Genomic DNA, 16,672 nt, shown 5'->3' with positions numbered 1-16,672 from the left:
CCGGGTTCAGGTGAGAGACGAGATCATCGACGCCACGTCTGACGGTTCTACGTCGTAACCGGGGAAATAGCAGCACACTTCGTCGGCATGTTCGCCGAACCGCCGCCGAATCTCGGTGGCGCACTCTTCGGGAGTGCCGACGACGGCGAGTGTGGTCAGCATCGGATCGGTGATCAGCGACGCCATCTCGGTGTAGCCACCTCGCTTCGACAGGGCATTGAGTTCCGGTTGGACCTCGCCCCACCCTTCGACGTCGAGCACCGGACGGTATGCGGGCGTCGAACCGTAGAACGAGAGCAGGGCTCGGACGCCTCTGGCGGCCGCGGCAAGTTGATCGTCGCCGCGGCCGACGCCGACGATGACCTGCGGGATGATCGTGAATTCGTCTCGGGTGCGGCCGGATTCGCGAAGACCGGCACCGACGGCCGGAAGTGTTCGTTCGAGGAAATGACGTTGCGTGTGGAACGGCATGACCAGTAGTCCGTCGGCCACCTCGGCAGCCGTCCTGGTCATCACCGGTCCGAGCGCACCCATCAGGATGGGCGGTGGCCCATAGGGGTTGGGGCCTGGATCGAACGTCGGAGGCATCAACGTGTGGGTGAAGAACTCGCCGCGGAAGTTCAGCGTCGAGGTGTTCTCCCACGCAGTGAAGATCGCCTTGACCGCTGCGACCGTCTCCTTCATGCGGGCCGCCGGACGCGACCACGTTGCGCTGTAGCGTTTTTCGATGTGCGGTTTGATCTGCGATCCGAGACCCAGTCGAAAGTGGCCGCGACTGAGCAACTGCAGGTCGTTGGCCGAATGCGCCAGATGCATGGGACTGCGGGGGAATGCGATGGCGACGTTGGTCATCAGGTCGAGGTCGACGGCCGATGCTGCTTCGACGAGCGGGAAGAACACGTCGTGTGGTCCCTCGAACGTGAACAGGCCACCGGCGCCGGTCTCCGCGAGTTCACGGCTACGAGCAGCGCCCGCGCCCGGCGCGGAGTCCAGTTGTACGTGAACCTTCATCGGCGTCCCCGCAGCCAGGTGCTGACACCGGGAGCGAACGGAGCGATCGCCGCCACCGCGACCAGGGCGCAGTAGAGAATCGGACCCCATCTCAGAACTCCGGCGCCGATGTCTGCTGCGCCGTCGACCAGAGACATGAAGCCGAGTCCGGCCGCGATGCTCACGACTCCCACGATCGCCGTCATCACCCGCCCGGCGTTCTTGCGTGCACGGAGGAGTTGAAGGCTCAAAAGTGCGAGCAGGACCAGGACGAGAGCGCCGCCGCCGCTGCCGGCGAGTACGACGGTCACGGCATCGGAGATGTCGGTGGACGAGTATCCGGGATTGTCGCGCGCAGTCGATTCTTCGAGAGCCGACCGGACGTCGTCGAGGCTGGTGACTACCACTCCGGCGATTCCGGCCAGGACGACGAACGAGCCGATCCAGGCAGAGGTGGACAATGTCACGGCTTTGGGTGTCTCGTCGCTCGCTGCAGGTCGGAGCGGCCGAACCGAGACGTCGGGTCGCTCGGGTGCCGGGCGTGGAGGTGACGGGCGAGGAGGTCGAGCGGGAGAATTGTCGGGATCGGTCACCGGCCGATCGTAGCCATTCGGAGAGATGCGGAAGTGATGTGGCGCACTTTTTCGGCTTTTCGGGGAAGGCGGGAACAAATCTACGTGGGCTGTAGTTGACCATTTCGACAAGCTTGAGCGCCCTCGGCTCAACTTCAAGTTGACTCCCGGCCACGGTCGGAGGCAAACTTGAGCGGAGGACGCTCACCAAGCGAAAAACTCGCGGTCATGTTCGAGATCAACCACTCGGGCAGAGAACCGCAGAACGAAAGGTAGGAACACTATGGCTCGTGCAGTCGGTATCGATCTCGGTACGACCAACTCGGTAGTTGCAGTGCTGGAGGGCGGCGAGCCCGTAGTGGTCGCCAACGCCGAAGGCTCACGTACCACCCCCTCGGTGGTCGCATTTGCCAAGAACGGCGAGGTTCTCGTCGGTCAGCCCGCGAAGAACCAGGCAGTCACGAACGTCGACCGCACCCTCCGCTCCGTCAAGCGCCACATCGGCACTGACTGGAACGTGGAAATCGACGGCAAGAAGTACACGCCGCAGGAAATCAGCGCCCGCACGCTCATGAAGCTCAAGCGTGACGCGGAGGCTTACCTCGGCGAAGACATCACCGACGCCGTCATCACCGTCCCCGCGTACTTCGAGGACGCACAGCGTCAGGCAACCAAGGAAGCCGGCCAGATCGCCGGCCTCAACGTCCTTCGTATCGTCAACGAGCCCACCGCGGCTGCACTGGCATACGGACTCGACAAGGGTGACACCGAGCAGACCATTCTGGTCTTCGACCTCGGTGGCGGCACCTTCGACGTCTCCCTGCTCGAAATCGGCGACGGTGTCGTCGAGGTTCGCGCAACCTCCGGTGACAACCACCTCGGTGGCGACGACTGGGACGAGCGCGTCGTCGCTTGGCTGGTCGACAAGTTCAAGGCTCAGAACGGCATCGATCTGACCAAGGACAAGATGGCCCTGCAGCGTCTGCGTGAGGCTGCGGAGAAGGCGAAGATCGAGCTCTCCAGCTCGCAGAGCACCTCCATCAACCTCCCGTACATCACGGTCGACGCGGACAAGAACCCGCTCTTCCTGGACGAGCAGCTCACCCGCAGCGAGTTCCAGAAGATCACCTCCGACCTGCTCGATCGGACCCGTGCGCCGTTCCAGGCAGTGATCAAGGACAGCGGAATCGCCGTCAAGGACATCGACCATGTCGTGCTCGTCGGTGGCTCCACCCGTATGCCGGCCGTCTCCGATCTGGTTCGTGAACTGACCGGTGGCCGTGAGCCCAACAAGGGCGTCAACCCGGACGAGGTCGTCGCCGTCGGCGCCGCACTCCAGGCCGGTGTGCTCAAGGGTGAGGTCAAGGACGTTCTGCTCCTCGACGTCACGCCGCTTTCCCTCGGCATCGAAACCAAGGGTGGCGTGATGACCAAGCTCATCGAGCGCAACACCACGATCCCCACGAAGCGTTCCGAGACCTTCACCACCGCTGACGACAACCAGCCTTCGGTGCAGATCCAGGTCTTCCAGGGTGAGCGCGAAATCGCATCGCACAACAAGCTGCTCGGCTCCTTCGAGCTCACCGATCTGCCGCCCGCCCCGCGTGGCGTTCCGCAGATCGAGGTCACCTTCGACATCGACGCCAACGGCATCGTGCACGTGACGGCGAAGGACAAGGGCACCGGCAAGGAAAACACGATCAAGATCCAGGACGGCTCCGGTCTGTCCAAGGAAGAGATCGAGCGCATGGTCAAGGACGCCGAGGCTCACGCCGAGGAAGACAAGGCCCGTCGCGAAGAGGCAGAGGTTCGCAACCAGGCCGAGTCGCTGGTCCACCAGACGGAGAAGTTCGTCAAGGAGCAGCGTGAAGGTGAGAACGCGGGCAAGGTCTCCGAGGAGATCCTGACCAAGGTCGAGGCAGCGGTCAAGGACGTCAACGACGCCCTGGCAGGCACCGACATCGCTGCAGTGAAGACCGCAGTGGAGAAGCTGGGCACCGAGTCGCAGGCTCTGGGCCAGGCCATCTACGAGGCTTCCGCTGCAAACGAGGCCGGAAACACCGACGGCGCAGGCAATGACGACGACGTCGTCGACGCCGAGGTTGTCGACGAGCCCACCGACTCGGACAAGAAGTGACCTCGGACAACCCCGAGAACAACCCGGTCGACCCCGAGACCGGTGCACAGGGAGAGGCGGCGGGGGAATCCCTGCCGCCGCTCGACTCGGAAGACACAGGGGTAGTTCAGGAAGCAGAGTCGATCGTGGAGGAAGCATCCGCCACCGATCAGCTCGCCGAACGGACTGCGGATCTGCAGCGACTTCAGGCGGAGTTCACCAACTACCGTCGTCGCGTCGAGCGTGACAAGCAGGTCATCAAGGAAACCGCGCGGGCTTCGGTCATCACCGAGCTCATCGGAATTCTCGACGACCTGGATCGCGCTCGGGCACACGGTGACCTCGAATCGGGTCCACTGCGTGCACTCGCAGACAAACTCAACACGACCCTGACGGGTCTGGGTTTGACCGACTTCGGTAGCGAGGGTGACGATTTCGATCCCGCACTCCACGAAGCGGTGCAACATGAAGGCGAAGGCCACGACCCGGTACTCGGGACGGTCATGCGCAAGGGATACAAGCTCGGCGACCGGGTCCTTCGGACCGCAATGGTGGCCGTGACGGACCGGGTAGGCGACAAGCCTGCAGACGGTTCAGAACAAGAAGCGAAGTAACAGTGAGAGGAGGAGACGCCCAGTGAGTCAACGGGAGTGGATCGAGAAGGACTTCTACAAGGAGCTGGGCGTCTCGTCCACCGCGACGGCCGACGAAATCAAGAAGGCGTATCGCAAGCTGGCTCGGGATCTTCATCCCGACGCCAACCCTGACGATGCGAAGGCCGAAGAGCGTTTCAAGTCCGTCAGTGAAGCTCATGCCGTTCTGTCTGATCCGGACAAGCGCAAGGAGTACGACGAGGCTCGGCGCCTCTTTGCCAGCGGCGGCTTCGGCCCCCGCGCGCAGGGCGGCGGCGGATTCAACCCCGGCGCTGGTGGTTTCGACATCAACGACCTGTTCGGCGGCGGGGCCGGTGGGCAGGACTCGGGTCTCGGAGACATCTTCGGCGGATTGTTCAACCGCGGGGGAGCGGGCCAGCGAACAGCTGCGCCCAACCGCCCGCGTCGAGGCAAGGATCTCGAGACCGAGACGACGCTCGCCTTCCGTGAAGCAGCGCTCGGTGTCACCGTCCCTCTTCGTCTGACCAGCCCTACGTCGTGCACCACGTGTCACGGCAGCGGCGCAAAGCCAGGCACCAGCCCGCGAGTGTGCCCACATTGCAACGGAACCGGCGTGGTCAGCCGGAACCAGGGCGCCTTCGGATTCAGTGAGCCGTGTGACGATTGCCGGGGAACCGGCTCGATCATCGACTCGCCGTGTGAAGACTGCCACGGTAGCGGCGTCACCAATCGCACACGGACCATCACGGTTCGCGTGCCTGCCGGTGTGAGTGACGGTCAGAAGATCAGACTCAAGGGCAAGGGCGAAGCGGGACTCCGCGGCGCTCCGGCCGGCGACCTGTTCGTCAACATCCGCGTCAAGCCGGACAGTGTCTTCGGACGCAACGGCGACGACCTGACACTGACGGTTCCGGTGAGCTACGGCGAGCTGGTGCTGGGAACGACACTGTCCGTGCCGACTTTGGAAGGCCGTGTCGGAGTGAAGGTTCCGGCTGGAACGGTGGACGGACGCATTCTGCGAGTTCGCGGACGCGGTATCCCCAAGCGGCCGGACGGTGCCGGTGACCTTCTGGTCACGGTCAAGGTATCCGTTCCGCAGAAGTTGGACGACCCGGCGATCGAAGCGCTGAAAACCTATCTCGAAGCCGAGAAGGCGAGCGGGTTCGATCCACGGGCCGGGTGGGCCGGTGCATGATGACAGAGCGACCGCAGAATCAATGGGATGCGACGGTCGATCCTGACGCTCAGATCTTCGTGATCTCGGTGGCAGCCGAGTTGGCCGGAATGCACGCGCAGACTTTGCGTAACTACGACCGACTCGGGTTGGTCACCCCGCATCGAACCACCGGTGGCGGACGACGCTACTCCCCGCGCGATGTTGCGCTTCTTCGTGAAGTACAACGGCTTTCGCAGGACGAGGGAGTCAACCTTGCCGGAATCAAACGAATCATCGAACTGACCAACCAGGTCGAGGCTCTGCAGCATCGCGTCCGCGAATTGGCCGAGGAGATCGCGAAAGTCCATGCGGGCTATCGCCGGGATCTCGTGCCGATTCCGCGCAACAACGCGTTGGTGGTCTGGAAGCCCCGCAACCAGCGATAGTCGGACCTTTACGCAAACGGCTCCACGCCCTGTCGGATTCATTTCGTCGAATCCGCCAGGGCGTGGAGCCGTTTCGGCGTTTCCACCCAGCGGGAAGAGATCTGTCGACGCCGCCTCAATGTGCATAGCGTCCGCTTCCATGACTCCACTTTTCAGCGTTTGACGTTATCCAGATCACATTCTATGCTCCATCCCAAGCAACTGCTTGCTAGATCATCAAGCGGGTGCTTGGTTGGCTGGTGCTCGAAATCAGGCACGTCCACCGGCCGATCATTCTTTCGTCAGGTATTCGCCTGACGTTCGGTGCATACATGTGTTCTAGGAGTGCAGACATGAATCGTCGGCCCATTCTTGTTGCGGCAGTTGCCGTGACGGCTCTGGCTCTTGCAGGGTGCAGTGGTTCTTCGGAGTCCGACGGAGGTGCGGACTCGCCCTACCGTGTGCTGCTGACCGGCGGGATCAGTGCACAGGGAGTCCTCGCGGCTAATTCGCAGACCTCGCTGCTCGCCACCAAGGCGGGCGTTCAGGTCCAGAACGAAGCCGGGGGGATCGGTGGCCGTCAGATCGAGCTCACCACTGTGGACGACGCGGGTGACGCAACCATCGCCGTCACCAAGCTGCGCGAAGCCATCAATTCGGGGAACAAGCCTGACCTCTACCTGAACTCGGGTCCGTCGTCGATCGCGGCTGCGGTTCTGCCGATCCTCAAGCAGAACAACATTCTCTCGATGAGCATGGCTCCCTCGCCCGATTCGACGGACCCCTCGAAGTTCCCGCTCAACTTCGATCTGGCTCCGGGTGCGACCGATACCGCTCGCGGAATTTCCGAGTACGCGAAGTCCAAGGGTTACAGCAGCGTCGGAGTCTTGCACGGCAGCACCGCTTACGGTGAGCTGTTCGGCGAAGAAATGACCAGTGCTTTGCAATCCGCAGGTCTGAAGGCCGCCGGTAACGAGGAGTACGACGCCGCCGCTTTGGATATGACGGCGCAGTTGCAGTCGCTCAAGAATTCGGGTGCCGCGGCAATCGCCTTGGATGCGTACGGCGCTCCTCTCGGATACGTGTTGCAAAGCCTCGAGCGACTCGGCTGGGACGTGCCGCTGGTCGGAAACACCTCGGTGTCTGCCACCAACCTGATCGCGAATGATCCGCCGGCCGGTGTGCTCGGCACCCCGCAGGTGAAGAACCTGGTGACGCAGGTGTTCAGCAGCACGGTGTTCGATCCGAACAACGCACTCGTCAACACGATGGTGGACACGATGGCTTCGCTGGGCTCCATCCCGTCGACGCTGATCCTCGCGGACAACTACGACGCTTTCCCCCTCGTCGCGGCGGCAGCGGAGAAGGTCGGCAGTTCGACCGATCCGAAGAAGCTCGCCGAAGCACTGGAAACCACTGAGGTCCAGGAGAATGCCAAGACCGCATTCCTCTCGCGCTACAACTTCAGCTCCGACAACCACGGCCCGAACCCGGACACCAGCGAGCTGAAGTTCATCAGCCCGACGAAGATCCTCAACGGTCAGTTCGGAAACCCGGCTGCGTCATGACCATTCTGTGGTCCGGATTGGCGCTCGGCGCGGTTTACGTGCTGGTTGCCATCGGGTACAACATCGTTTTCGTTTCCTCCAACACATTCAACTTCGCTCAAGCTCAGCTGATGATGGTGGGCACCTTTGTCGCCTACACGGGTCTGGTGACCCTGAAACTCCCCGTTCTCGTGGTGGCCGTCATGGCTACCGTGACCGTGATGCTCCTCGCCTCGGTCGAGGAGATCGTCGCGATCAGACCGGTGGCCGATCACCAGAACCAGTTGGTCACGACGTTGGGTGTCGCAACTCTGCTCAACGGCGCCACTCAATTGATCTGGGGTAGTGAACCTCTCACGGTTCCGTTCTTCGGATCGAACGAACCGATCACCCTGCTCGGCGGCCGTACCTACCCGGTCGAGATCGCTCTGCTGGTTGCGGCGATCGCACTGGTCGTCGGGTTGAGTTACGTCTCGAAGAAAACGATGACGGGTCTGGCTCTGATCGGCATCTCCGAGGATCGTGAAGCGGCGATGCTGCGAGGAGTCAACGTACGACGGTTGGCACTGGGAGCGTTTGCCTTCTCGGGTGCCTTGGCCGGTGTCCTCGGACTCTTCGTCGGCCCCAAGACGTTTGCAGTTGCGACGTTGGGTGCAGCGTTGGCCCTCAAGGGATTCGTGGCGTTGGCGATCGGCGGGTTCGGCTCTCTGCCTGGCGCTTTGATCGGCGGTCTGACCGTCGGCCTGGTGGAATCGTTCACCGCCCTGTGGGCGGGAAGTCAGTACAGCAATATCGCCGTCTTCACGGTGCTGATCGTCATCTTGATGGTCAAACCGGCTGGACTGTTCGGCAATGTCCGAGAACGGGTGGTGTGAGATGGTAAGTGCGTGGCGGACTTTCCGTTCCCTACCGAGCTGGATCATCCCACTCGTCCTGGCCGTGGTGATCCTGCTGCTGCCCGTGATGGGACTCGACCTGTCGACATCACGTCAGATTCAATTGGCCTGCATCCTGGCACTTGTGGTCAGTGGCCTGAACTTGAGCCTCGGCTTTGCCGGTGAACTGGCACTCGGCCAGGCAGCGATGTACGCGGCCGGTGCCTACACCGCGGGTCTGATGTCCCAGGCAGGTCACACCGACATTCTGCTTCAGCTTGCTGCCTCCGGAGCAGTGGCACTGGCGGTCGGAATCCTGACCGGTGTTCCCGGTCTGCGCCTGGGCAACTGGTCCCTGGCGATGACGTCGTTCTTCCTGGTTCTGCTGGTACCGGACGTACTGGCGATCTTCGGTGGCAAGACCGGCGGCCGAAACGGCCTCACCGGTATGGAGCCGCCGACGTTCTTCGGTTCCGAACTCGACACCCAGCAGTACTACATGGTGGTCGTCGTCGTGACCGTGCTCTGGTTCGCGGTGATGCGTAACCTGGTGGTCTCGCGGCACGGCATCGCGTTCCGCACGCTCAAGCAGTCGCCGGTTCTGGCGTCGTCGCAGGGTGTATCGGTGTTCCGGATGAAGCTGCTCGGTTATGCCATCGGTGCGTTCCCCGCCGGTCTGGCGGGTGCGCTGTTCGCCAACACCGACCTGTTCATCTCGCCGGAAGCCTTCGGGTTCACCTTTGCCACAGCAGTTCTGGCGGCGTCGATCCTCGGCGGTGCGGCAAGTGTGTACGGCGCCGTGGTCGGTGCCGCGATCATGCAGCTCGGTCCCAACCAGTCGACGGCGTTCCAGGAGTATTCGCTGATCTTCTACGGCGGCTTCCTGATCATCGGCGGTGTGCTGCTCTCCGGGGGTTTGACCAAGGTCGGGCGAGCGATCGTCTCGAAACTCGATCGCAAGGCCGGCCTGGGCGTAGTCACCGCAAAGGAAAACAGCGGTGGGACACCGGAACTGGCGCCGATCAACGGAGCACGGTTGGTGGTCGACGGAGTGTCCAAAGCGTTCGGTGGCAACCAGGCGCTCAATGCGGCAACCCTGACCGCAGAGGCCGGTAAGGTCACCGCGTTGATCGGGCCCAACGGTTCGGGTAAGACGACCATGCTCAACATGATCTGCGGCTTCTACACCGCAGATGCGGGCGTGATCACGATCGGTGACACGGTGGTCTCGCAGTCGTCGCCGCACAAGGTGGCGCGCGTGGGTGTGGCGCGCACGTTCCAAACTCCGACGATTCCGGAAAACATCACGGTTCTGGAAGCTGTTGCATCCGGACGTTATTCGGTGCACCGAGCGTCGATGGCGTCGGCTGTGCTTCGCCTGCCCAGCTTCCGCAGGATCGCGAAGGCCGACATCGTCGAGGCCGAGCGTGTCCTCGAACTCGTGGGGATGTCGCACTTGCGCAACGAGATCGCGACGTCGCTGCCCCTGGGGATGCGTCGCATGCTCGAGGTTGCTCGCGCCGTCATCGCCGAACCGAGGGTCGTCCTCTTCGACGAGGTGGCATCCGGACTCGACGAGGACGAACTCGAACGCCTGGCAGATCTGATCCGGGTACTGCGAGATGCCGGGGCGACAGTGGTGTTGGTGGAGCACAACTTCCGCCTCGTCCTCTCGCTGGCCGACGAGATAGTCGTGCTGGCGCAAGGGCAGGTGATCGCCACCGGCGATGCGGCAACCATCGAACATCACCCACGCGTCTTGAGCGAGTACCTCGGAGTCAAGTCCGGTGACGAAGAAGCACTTCTCGAAGAAATCGGCGCGGTAGACCATCAGACCAGTGAGGTGAAGTGATGGAACCGATTCTGAAGGTCCGAAACTTGCAGACCGGGTACGGCGATCTGCGCGTCGTCTGGGATGTCTCGTTCGACGTCTATCCCGGTCAGGTGACCGCCCTGCTCGGACGCAACGGCGCAGGCAAGACGAGCACGCTCCGTGCCCTGTCCGGCCTCAACAAGGTGGCCTCCGGAACCGTCGAGATGGACGGCGCCGACATCACCGGAGTCCCCGCGCACAAACGGGTACGACAGGGGATGGCGTACGTGCAGGAGGGCAAGCGGGTCTTCCACAAGCAGACCGTCGAGCAGAACCTCCTGCTGGGCGGGTACACCCGCAAGGCAAAGCGCGGCGAGCTTATGGAATCCGTCGAATCGATGTACGAGATGTTCCCGATCCTGGGGGAGAAGCGTTCGCTTCCGGCCGGTTCCATGTCGGGCGGTCAGCAGCAGATGCTCGCGATCGGCGCAGCGCTGATGGCGCAGCCGAGGTTGCTCCTTCTCGACGAACCTTCGGGCGGTCTCGCTCCCGTGATCGTCGGTGAGGTGATGGACCGCGTCCAACAACTCAAGGAAACCGGCCTGGCTGTTCTACTGGTCGAGCAGGCAGTCGAGGCCGCGATGAGCGTCGCCGATCATGTCACGGTCCTCGACATCGGCAAGGTGGTTCTCGACGCCGATGCCAAGGACATCGACGACCTGGCAGTGCTCAAGGATGCGTATTTCGGACGCGTCTGAACGGCAATGACGGCTTCAGCCCGGCCACCTCGGCCGGGCTGAAGCCGTTTCCCGCTCCGTGGCACGGGCCCTAGCCGGCTCGGGGCCATCGATCTACCGTCCTGCAAACAACTCCCGCGAGAGGCAAACTCGATGACCACTGCTCCCGACGTGCTCGCCCCGGCGAAGCTCGGCCCGGTGACCCTTCGAAATCGAATCATCAAGTCCGCGACATTCGAAGGCAAAACTCCCGACGCCCTGGTCACCGACGAGCTGATCGAGTTCCATCGTCGCCCAGCCGCCGGCGGAGTCGGGATGTCCACCGTCGCGTATTGCGCCGTCGCACCGGAAGGGCGCACCGAATACGGCCAGCTCTGGATGCGGCCCGATGCCCTCCCCGGGCTTCGGCGGCTTACCGATGCCATTCACGCCGAAGGTGCTGCTGCGTCGGCGCAGCTCGGCCATGCCGGTCCCGTGGCGAATCAGAAGTCGACCGGACTGCCCGCGCTGGCACCGTCGAGTTCGTTCAATCCGTTGAGCATGAGGATGATTCGCACTGCCACGACAGCGGACATCACCAGAATTGCGGCCGCGCACGGGAGCGCTGCGCGACTTGCCGTCGAGGCAGGATTCGACGCCGTCGAGATCCACTTCGGTCACAACTATTTCGCGAGCTCGTTCCTGAGCCCGAAACTCAACCGTCGTAAGGACTCCTACGGCGGATCGCTGGAGAACCGGGCTCGCGTCGTACTCGAAACTGCACGCAGTGTGCGCGATGCCGTCGGTGACAAGATCGCGATCTTGGCCAAGCTGAACATGGACGACGGTGTGCCAGGCGGATTCTGGGTGGACGAAGCAATCCAGGTGGCGCAGTGGCTCGAAGCATCCGGAAGCGTCGACGCGCTCGAGTTGACGATGGGCAGTTCACTGCTCAACCCGATGTACCTGTTCAAGGGCGATGCGCCGATCCGCGAGTTCGCCGCCGCGATGCCGCAACCTGTTCGACTCGGTGTGCAGTTGGTGGGGAAGAGCATGTTGCATACCTATCCGTACAAGCCGTTGTTCATGCTGGAAGAGGCTCGGCAGATTCGTGCTGCGGTGAAGTTGCCGCTCGTGCTGCTCGGGGGTGTCACGGACAAAGCGGGCATGGATACCGCAATGGCGGAAGGGTTCGAGTTCGTCGCCATGGCACGGGCGCTGCTCAGAGAACCGGATCTGATCAATCGGATCGCGGCCGAATCCGATACCCAATCACTGTGCATCCACTGCAACAAGTGCATGCCCACGATCTTCAGTGGCGCCCGCTGCGTGTTGGTCGAACGCGTCTGAGCTGGTCAGCGCACACCACGTCCCGACATCCATGCGGATACCGGGTCGTGGGCCGTAGCGGATCAAGTTCGTGGTTGCATCAACGCTTGGTTCAGTTCTGCGTGAAGACGTCGTAGGAGGCGTTCATCGTGGGGTAGCCGGTGGCCATGTAGTCGGTGAGGATGACGTGCGTCGGGTCGCCGATGATGCGAGTCCCGTCGAGGGTGGGGTTGCCGACGTAGTTGTTGGCAGCCATGACCGTCTGGACGCCGTCGGCGACGTTGTAGGTGACGTCGACACCGATACCGCGGGGATCGCTGCTGTAGGCGGTGACGATCTCGGTGGTGTGCGGGGCCAGGTAGGAGCGGGGGCCGTTGATCCACTGTCCGTAGGGGTTGGACGCGCTGTCCAGCAGCATCGGGTTGTCGGTGTTGTTGGTGATGGTCATGGCAACCGTCGGGCCGTCGGTGGGCATGGTGCCGGCGTTGGCGATCGCTGCGGTTCCCAGTGCGGTTCCGCCGACAGTGAGGGCGATTGCGGTGACTGCTACGAAGCGGGTGGTGTTGGTACGCATGATGTCTGCTCCTGGGATGGTGTGTGGTTGCCGTTCTCGGCGATGAATCAATCTTGTCGCGAATGAGTGCTGCAGTATGTCCGCCGACGGGGCCGTGGCGGGGTTGAATCTCTTGTCCCCCGATCGGGGGAGGCGTAAGTGCTCGCATTGCTGGTACGGGCGTGAGAAAGTGAGCAATGCGCGAAGGCACGAAGCCGCTGGCCGGCAAGGTTTCCGTGGTGGTCGGCGACGACCACCCACTGTTCCGTGAGGGCGTGGTTCGGGCTCTGACCGGCAGTGACAGCATCGACGTCCTGGGCGAGGCCGACGACGGCGCAGCAGCGCTCGCAATGATCCGCGAACTACGCCCGCAGGTCGCGCTGCTCGACTTCCGGATGCCGCACCTGGATGGAACTCAGGTCGCCGCCGCAGTCGTTCGAGACGAGCTTCCGACGCGTGTGCTTCTGCTCAGCGCTCACGACGAATCGTCTGTCGTGTACCAGGCCCTGCAAGCCGGTGCTGCCGGGTTCCTGCCGAAGGAATCCACTCGCGCCGAGATCGTGAGTGCCGTGCTCGACTGTGCTGCGGGACGAGATGTGTTGCCGCCCAGTATCGCCGTCGGATTGGTAGGAGAGGTTCGGCGTCGTAGTGAACCGTCCGGTCCGACGCTCAGCGCCCGCGAACGTGAGGTTCTCGGATTGATCGCGCAGGGCGCCAGCATCCCGGCCATTGCCTCACAACTCTTTCTTGCGCCCTCCACCGTCAAAACCCACGTGCAGCGCCTCTACGAGAAACTCGGAGTCAACGATCGAGGCGCCGCCGTCGCCGCTGCAATGCGGCAGGGATTGTTGGAGTGAGCAAGCGTCACCGAAGCACGTACGTGACGTTCATGGCCGGGTAACCCGAGGTCATCGTCACCGTGACGTCGTGGCTGTCGGGGGCGTACGTACCTCCGGCATCCGCCCTGGTCTTCGAGTTGGTAGCACTGAAGACAAACACTCCACCGTCGTCGGAGCGGTACGTGAGCACGATGGGGAAGTCGTTCTGGATCTTGCTCGTGGCCACAACGTTCACGTTCATGTTGGGGAGGATGTAGTCCGCCGGCGGGACGACCCAGTCGCCGTTCGGGTTGGATGCGTCGACCAGATACAGGGCCCCGCGACCCGAATTGCTGATCATCGCCGTCGTGACGGATGTGTCGGTCATCGACTTCACCGTGTTCGCACCGGCGGAGCGGGCAACCAGAGCTGCCATGCTGAGGCCGGAGAAGGAAAGTGCTTCAGGTCGAATTGTGTTGGTGCTCATCATGTTCTCCTCGATTTGTCGGTCTTGGTGACCGTGTGTTTCTGTGATGAGACAACTATGGCCCCGAAATCCCTTCGGGTCTGTCCACCTAGGGGTCCGAGTGCTGGACGACATCGCTGTCCCCCGATCGGTGGACACAGCGCTCTCCGCCCACCCAGTGTCATGGGGTGGAGGCTCCGCCCACCCAGCGGGAGAACCTGTTCCTCTACCATTCAACCCACTCGTAGCGTGGCCACCATGACCGATCCTGACTTCTCCACCGCACCACTCGACGTCGTAGTCATCGGCGCCGGCGTCGCCGGCATGTACGCCATGCACCGACTTCGCGAGCAGGGGCTGCGTGTCCACGGCTTCGAGGCGGGCTCCGGAGTGGGCGGCACGTGGTACTTCAACCGCTACCCGGGCGCACGCTGCGATGTCGAGAGTTTCGACTACTCCTACTCGTTCTCCGAAGAGTTGCAACAGGATTGGGACTGGAGCGAGAAGTACGCCGCGCAGCCGGAGATCCTGTCCTACCTCGATCACGTCGCCGATCGCTTCGACCTACGCAGTGGGTTCACTTTCGATACCCGTGTCCTGAGCGCACAGTTCGACGAGGACTCGTCGACGTGGCGAGTGCACACCGACGGTGGTCATGACGTCACCTCGCGGTTCGTGGTGTGCGCCACGGGCAGCCTCTCGACCGCGAACGTTCCGAACATTGCAGGTCGCGAGACTTTCGGCGGTGAGGTCTTCCACACCGGCTTCTGGCCGCACGAGGGCGTCGATTTCACCGGCAAGCGAGTGGGAGTGATCGGCACCGGATCGTCGGGCATCCAGTCCGTTCCGTTGATCGCCGAGCAGGCCGATCACCTCTTCGTGTTCCAGCGGTCCGCGAATTACAGTGTGCCGGCGGGAAACACGCCTCTCGATGACAAACGACGCGCAGAGATCAAGGCCGACTACGCCGAGCGTCGAGCGCTGTCCAAGCGCAGTGGCGGTGGATCTCCGTTCGTTTCGGATCCTCGCAGCGCGCTCGAGGTGTCCGAGGCCGAGAGGAACGCGGCCTACGAGGAGCGGTGGAAGCTCGGCGGTGTTCTGTTCGCCAAAACCTTCGCAGACCAGACCAGCAACATCGACGCCAACGCGACGGCGGCCGCATTTGCCGAGGCCAAGATCAGATCGGTGGTCGAAGATCAGGCCATCGCCGACCTGCTGATCCCGAACGACCACCCCATCGGGACCAAGCGGATCGTGACGGACACCGACTACTACCAGAGCTACAACCGTGACAACGTGAGCCTGGTCGATCTCAAGAGCGCACCGATCGAGGCAATCGACGAGGCCGGGATCAAGACGACCGACTCGCACTACGAACTCGACGCATTGGTGTTCGCCACCGGCTTCGATGCGATGACCGGGGCACTCGATCGCATCGAGATCCGTGGCCGCAACGGCGAGACCTTGCGAGAGAACTGGCATGCGGGTCCGAGAACCTATCTTGGTTTGGGAGTTCACGGCTTCCCGAACTTGTTCATCGTCACCGGGCCGGGTAGCCCGAGTGTGCTGTCCAACATGATTCTCGCTGCCGAACAGCACGTCGACTGGATCGCCGACGCGATCAACCACCTCGATTCGGCGGGGATCGACACCATCGAGCCGAGTGCCGAAGCCGTGGACAACTGGCTCGAGGAGTGCTCACGCCGGGCGTCGGCAACATTGTTCCCATCCGCGAACTCCTGGTACATGGGAGCCAACATCCCGGGAAAGCCGAGGATATTCATGCCCTTCATCGGAGGCTTCGGTGTCTACTCCGACATCTGTGCAGACGTGGCAGCAGCGGGATACCGAGGCTTCGAACTGAACAGCGCGGTGCACGCATGAGCCGGCTGGAGGGCAAGCGGGTACTCGTGACGGGTGCTGCCGGAGGAATGGGACGCTCACACTGTGAGCGGCTCGCCGAGGAAGGCGCGTCCGTGATCGCGTTGGATGTCGAACAGGCGCAATCGGGGTTGGCGGAAACCGCTCAGGCAGTGCGTGATCGAGGCGGTATCGCGGTGACCGGTGTGGCGGATATTCGGGACTTCGACGGCCTGGCCGACGTCGTGGCCGAGTGCGTTACCGAACTCGGCGGGTTGGACGTCGTGGTCGCGAATGCGGGCGTCTACGACACGCCGGGACCGTCGTGGACCATCGATCCTGCAGTGTGGAACCGCTCGCTGGACGTCAATCTGACCGGCGCGTGGCACACCGTCAAGGCCTGCGTTCCGCACTTCGGCGACGGTGGATCCGTCGTTCTGGTCAGCTCGACAGCGGGAATCAAAGGTATTGCCGGAGCAAGTCATTACAGCGCAGCCAAGCATGCCGTGGTGGGCCTGGCCAGAACGCTGGCCAACGAGTTGGGGGCGCAGAGTATCCGCGTCAACTCCGTGCATCCGGGTTCGGTACGTACCCCGATGATCATCAACGAGCGAGTGTTCGCGAACCTGTGCCCGGACATCGAGAATCCCACCGAAGTAGACGCTGCTGCAGTGCTCAGCGCTCGCAACTTGCTGCCCGTTCCCTGGGTCGATCCGGTGGACGTCAGTAATGCGGTCCTGTTTCTCGCATCCGCGGAGTCCCGCTACATGACCGGCTGTCAGTTGGTTGTCGACGCCGGCCTGACCCAGAAAGTGTGAATTG

At 62.8% G+C, this 16,672-nt stretch carries 16 protein-coding genes; 12 read left to right on the top strand and 4 right to left on the bottom strand.

Annotation, left to right across the window (positions count from 1 at the left end; genetic code table 11):
• Positions 1-6: 6 nt before the first annotated feature.
• Both AC1Q6C_RS18895 and AC1Q6C_RS18890 read right to left on the bottom strand, forming a co-directional pair.
• Positions 7-1,011, bottom strand: a complete 1,005-nt coding sequence (locus AC1Q6C_RS18895; RefSeq protein ID WP_042926298.1) for a TIGR03617 family F420-dependent LLM class oxidoreductase — start codon at positions 1,009-1,011, stop codon at positions 7-9.
• On the bottom strand, positions 1,008-1,583 hold the full coding sequence (locus tag AC1Q6C_RS18890; protein WP_042926296.1) for a hypothetical protein: 576 nt from the start codon (positions 1,581-1,583) through the stop codon (positions 1,008-1,010). Before AC1Q6C_RS18890 ends, AC1Q6C_RS18895 begins: the two co-directional genes overlap by 4 nt.
• 262 nt (positions 1,584-1,845) lie before the next feature.
• On the opposite strand from AC1Q6C_RS18890, the gene dnaK reads away from it, so the two are divergent.
• From dnaK to AC1Q6C_RS18845, 9 genes are all read left to right on the top strand, one after another.
• On the top strand, positions 1,846-3,699 hold the full coding sequence (gene dnaK / locus AC1Q6C_RS18885) for a molecular chaperone DnaK (RefSeq protein ID WP_003944365.1): 1,854 nt from the start codon (positions 1,846-1,848) through the stop codon (positions 3,697-3,699).
• Positions 3,696-4,292, top strand: a complete 597-nt coding sequence (grpE, locus tag AC1Q6C_RS18880; RefSeq protein ID WP_003944430.1) for a nucleotide exchange factor GrpE — start codon at positions 3,696-3,698, stop codon at positions 4,290-4,292. The genes dnaK and grpE overlap by 4 nt, the downstream gene beginning before the upstream one ends.
• Positions 4,293-4,314: 22 nt before the next feature.
• Entirely contained in the window at positions 4,315-5,487 is a 1,173-nt protein-coding gene (dnaJ, locus tag AC1Q6C_RS18875) for a molecular chaperone DnaJ (protein ID WP_003944329.1), read from the top strand.
• Positions 5,484-5,894, top strand: a complete 411-nt coding sequence (locus AC1Q6C_RS18870) for a heat shock protein transcriptional repressor HspR (protein ID WP_003944355.1) — start codon at positions 5,484-5,486, stop codon at positions 5,892-5,894. The genes dnaJ and AC1Q6C_RS18870 overlap by 4 nt, the downstream gene beginning before the upstream one ends.
• Positions 5,895-6,226: 332 nt before the next feature.
• Positions 6,227-7,441 (top strand): ABC transporter substrate-binding protein, encoded by a 1,215-nt coding sequence (locus AC1Q6C_RS18865; protein WP_007726702.1) that lies wholly within the window; start codon positions 6,227-6,229, stop codon positions 7,439-7,441.
• A complete protein-coding gene (locus AC1Q6C_RS18860; protein ID WP_007726703.1) occupies positions 7,438-8,295 on the top strand; it encodes a branched-chain amino acid ABC transporter permease in 858 nt (285 codons plus the stop codon). Before AC1Q6C_RS18865 ends, AC1Q6C_RS18860 begins: the two co-directional genes overlap by 4 nt.
• 1 nt (position 8,296) lies before the next feature.
• The gene (locus AC1Q6C_RS18855) at positions 8,297-10,147 is read left to right on the top strand and encodes a branched-chain amino acid ABC transporter ATP-binding protein/permease (RefSeq protein WP_003944379.1); all 1,851 of its coding nucleotides are present in this window, start codon (positions 8,297-8,299) and stop codon (positions 10,145-10,147) included.
• Positions 10,147-10,866 (top strand): ABC transporter ATP-binding protein, encoded by a 720-nt coding sequence (locus tag AC1Q6C_RS18850; RefSeq protein ID WP_003944438.1) that lies wholly within the window; start codon positions 10,147-10,149, stop codon positions 10,864-10,866. The genes AC1Q6C_RS18855 and AC1Q6C_RS18850 overlap by 1 nt, the downstream gene beginning before the upstream one ends.
• Positions 10,867-10,998: 132 nt before the next feature.
• Complete coding sequence (locus tag AC1Q6C_RS18845; protein WP_042452220.1) at positions 10,999-12,174, top strand: NADH:flavin oxidoreductase; 1,176 nt, start codon at positions 10,999-11,001, stop codon at positions 12,172-12,174.
• A gap of 91 nt (positions 12,175-12,265) precedes the next feature.
• Here the strand turns inward: AC1Q6C_RS18845 and AC1Q6C_RS18840 are convergent, their stop codons facing one another.
• Positions 12,266-12,727, bottom strand: coding sequence for a hypothetical protein (locus AC1Q6C_RS18840; RefSeq protein WP_054187128.1), 462 nt, complete (start codon positions 12,725-12,727; stop codon positions 12,266-12,268).
• A 176-nt stretch (positions 12,728-12,903) separates the two neighbouring features.
• Here AC1Q6C_RS18840 and AC1Q6C_RS18835 point away from each other — a divergent pair, with 176 nt between their 5' ends.
• Positions 12,904-13,563, top strand: coding sequence for a response regulator (locus AC1Q6C_RS18835; RefSeq protein WP_054827518.1), 660 nt, complete (start codon positions 12,904-12,906; stop codon positions 13,561-13,563).
• Positions 13,564-13,570: 7 nt separating this feature from the next.
• Here AC1Q6C_RS18835 and AC1Q6C_RS18830 read toward each other — a convergent pair whose 3' ends face one another.
• Complete coding sequence (locus AC1Q6C_RS18830) at positions 13,571-14,011, bottom strand: hypothetical protein (RefSeq protein ID WP_492666731.1); 441 nt, start codon at positions 14,009-14,011, stop codon at positions 13,571-13,573.
• Positions 14,012-14,248: 237 nt separating this feature from the next.
• Between AC1Q6C_RS18830 and AC1Q6C_RS18825 the strand changes: the two genes are divergently transcribed.
• Both AC1Q6C_RS18825 and AC1Q6C_RS18820 read left to right on the top strand, forming a co-directional pair.
• Positions 14,249-15,874 (top strand): flavin-containing monooxygenase, encoded by a 1,626-nt coding sequence (locus AC1Q6C_RS18825; protein WP_007726712.1) that lies wholly within the window; start codon positions 14,249-14,251, stop codon positions 15,872-15,874.
• The gene (locus AC1Q6C_RS18820; protein ID WP_230359590.1) at positions 15,871-16,668 is read left to right on the top strand and encodes a mycofactocin-coupled SDR family oxidoreductase; all 798 of its coding nucleotides are present in this window, start codon (positions 15,871-15,873) and stop codon (positions 16,666-16,668) included. Before AC1Q6C_RS18825 ends, AC1Q6C_RS18820 begins: the two co-directional genes overlap by 4 nt.
• Positions 16,669-16,672: the final 4 nt, after the last annotated feature.

It is taken from the genome of Rhodococcus sp. MT28, from assembly GCF_058792695.1.
Note: the sequence above shows the minus strand (reverse complement) of the source record. Positions and strands in the feature narration are given on the sequence as shown.

Bases quoted from the DNA above. Each gene is read 5' to 3' on its own strand.
- AC1Q6C_RS18895 (WP_042926298.1), bottom strand. From the start codon at position 1,011: ATGAAGGTTCACGTACAACTGGACTCCGCGCCGGGCGCGGGCGCTGCT.
- AC1Q6C_RS18825 (WP_007726712.1), top strand. From the start codon at position 14,249: ATGACCGATCCTGACTTCTCCACCGCACCACTCGACGTCGTAGTCATC.
- dnaK (WP_003944365.1), top strand. From the start codon at position 1,846: ATGGCTCGTGCAGTCGGTATCGATCTCGGTACGACCAACTCGGTAGTT.
- AC1Q6C_RS18840 (WP_054187128.1), bottom strand. From the start codon at position 12,727: ATGCGTACCAACACCACCCGCTTCGTAGCAGTCACCGCAATCGCCCTC.
- AC1Q6C_RS18870 (WP_003944355.1), top strand. From the start codon at position 5,484: ATGATGACAGAGCGACCGCAGAATCAATGGGATGCGACGGTCGATCCT.
- AC1Q6C_RS18850 (WP_003944438.1), top strand. From the start codon at position 10,147: ATGGAACCGATTCTGAAGGTCCGAAACTTGCAGACCGGGTACGGCGAT.
- AC1Q6C_RS18835 (WP_054827518.1), top strand. From the start codon at position 12,904: ATGCGCGAAGGCACGAAGCCGCTGGCCGGCAAGGTTTCCGTGGTGGTC.
- AC1Q6C_RS18820 (WP_230359590.1), top strand. From the start codon at position 15,871: ATGAGCCGGCTGGAGGGCAAGCGGGTACTCGTGACGGGTGCTGCCGGA.
- AC1Q6C_RS18865 (WP_007726702.1), top strand. From the start codon at position 6,227: ATGAATCGTCGGCCCATTCTTGTTGCGGCAGTTGCCGTGACGGCTCTG.
- AC1Q6C_RS18860 (WP_007726703.1), top strand. From the start codon at position 7,438: ATGACCATTCTGTGGTCCGGATTGGCGCTCGGCGCGGTTTACGTGCTG.
- AC1Q6C_RS18845 (WP_042452220.1), top strand. From the start codon at position 10,999: ATGACCACTGCTCCCGACGTGCTCGCCCCGGCGAAGCTCGGCCCGGTG.
- AC1Q6C_RS18830 (WP_492666731.1), bottom strand. From the start codon at position 14,011: ATGAGCACCAACACAATTCGACCTGAAGCACTTTCCTTCTCCGGCCTC.
- AC1Q6C_RS18855 (WP_003944379.1), top strand. From the start codon at position 8,297: ATGGTAAGTGCGTGGCGGACTTTCCGTTCCCTACCGAGCTGGATCATC.